At 67.6% G+C, this 1676-nt stretch carries 1 protein-coding gene; it reads left to right on the forward strand.

Annotated features, from left to right (window positions below):
- A partial coding sequence (locus MUO23_04575; protein ID MCJ7512225.1) for a hypothetical protein occupies positions 1–1676 on the forward strand: 1676 nt, incomplete at both ends.

The raw sequence follows: 1676 nt of genomic DNA on the forward strand, positions 1-1676 counted from the left end.
GGCACCTTCGGCGACCTGTACACCATGGTCTTGCGACGCTCGGGCAGGGCAGTTCCCATCGCCACCGACCCCATGATCTACCGCCTGGTCCAGGGGGCGATCGAAGGCCTGCTCGTCGCCGGTCAGATCCCGCACTTCGCCGCAATTGCCTCCACTCCTGGCTTCATCCAGACCCTCGTCGACCGCATCGCCGAGTTCAAGCGCTCGCGGCTCTTCCCCGGCTCTCTGCTTGACGCCACCCAAGACCATGGCCCTGGTCTGGTTGAGATCGGCCGCGTGTATGCGGCCTACCAGCGCCTGCTCGAGGATGCAGGGTGGACCGACCCCGAAGGCCTCAACTGGCTGGCTGTCGAGGCCCTTGAGCAGGATGACACCCCCGTTCGCAACATCCAGCTGGTTGTCGTGGACGGCTTCGACTCGTTCAACGCTTCCCAGCTGGCCGCCATCCGCCTCCTGGGGGCCGCCGTGCCAGAGGTGATCGTCACGCTTCCGGGTCACCCTGCCTTGCCTCGACCGATCCATCGCCGGTTCACCCGTGCCCTCAACACACTCCGCAGCGCACTTCCGGAGGCTGTCCTTGACGAACCACTCTCGGACACGCGCCTGCCGGCCCCCCTCGCGCACCTCGAAGCGAAGCTGCTCGAATCGGCTGGTGAGCGCATCCCTGCTGAGCGCAACGTTGCCTTCCTGGAGGCCCGCACGCCCGTCGACGAGGCGCGCGAGGCGCTGCGCTGGATCAAGGCTCGCATCGTGCGCGACGGCCTGCTCCCCGACGAATGCGCCCTGGTCACGCCTTTCCCCGAGCGCTATCGCCCGCATCTGCGCGAGGCGGCGAGCGAGTTCGGGCTGCCCATCCGCTTCACACAGGGAGAGTCCTTCGCAGCCGCACCCGGGATGGTGGCGCTCCTCGACCTGCTCGATCTGTCATCTCGCAACTGGCCTCAGGGCCTGACATTGGCCACCATCCGCTCCCCGTACTTCAACCTCGAGCCGTTCGGGCTCACCCGCCAGCATGCCGACCCGCTGCAGCTGGCAAGTCTGGCCGGTCCGGTGGTCGAAGGGCTGGATCAGTGGCAAGACACCCTGAACCGCCTCGAGCAGGTTGACGCACCTCCTCCGGCTGAAGAAGAGGATCTGCCGGCCCAGCCGCGCCTCCCTATCGGCCCCGAGGCAAGAATCCTGTGGGAGAGCCTGCGCGCCTTCGCCGAGCGGCTGACGCCGCCCGGTCCTCAGCCGATCCATGCCTGGGTGAGGTGGCTGGAGGACCTGCTCGACGATCTCTGCTTCTTCGATCAGCAGCAGACCGAGGCCGATCAAGCCTCGATCGCCGCCTTGAGGGACACGCTGCGCTCGCTGGTTCTTGGCGAGCAGGTGTTCGGCGAGCAGCCGTCGAGCTTCGACACCTTCATCGCCGACCTGCACAGCAACATGGAGGGCGCTTACCTGCCGGATCCCCTTCCGTGGGCCCAGCCGGCGATCCTGGTGCTGCGCGTGCTGGAAGCGCGTGGCATCCGCCTGCGGGCGCTGGCGCTCATGGGGCTATCCGAAGGGTTGTTCCCTGAGGTTGAGCGGGAGGACCCCTTCCTGCGGGAAGCGGTTCGAACCGAGCTCGGTCTCGAGCCGCGCCTCGGCCGCGAGCAGGCCGGGCTGTTCTACCAGGCCGTGACCCGCGCCGA

Source organism: Anaerolineales bacterium (assembly GCA_022866145.1).
Lineage (GTDB): Bacteria > Chloroflexota > Anaerolineae > Anaerolineales > E44-bin32 > PFL42.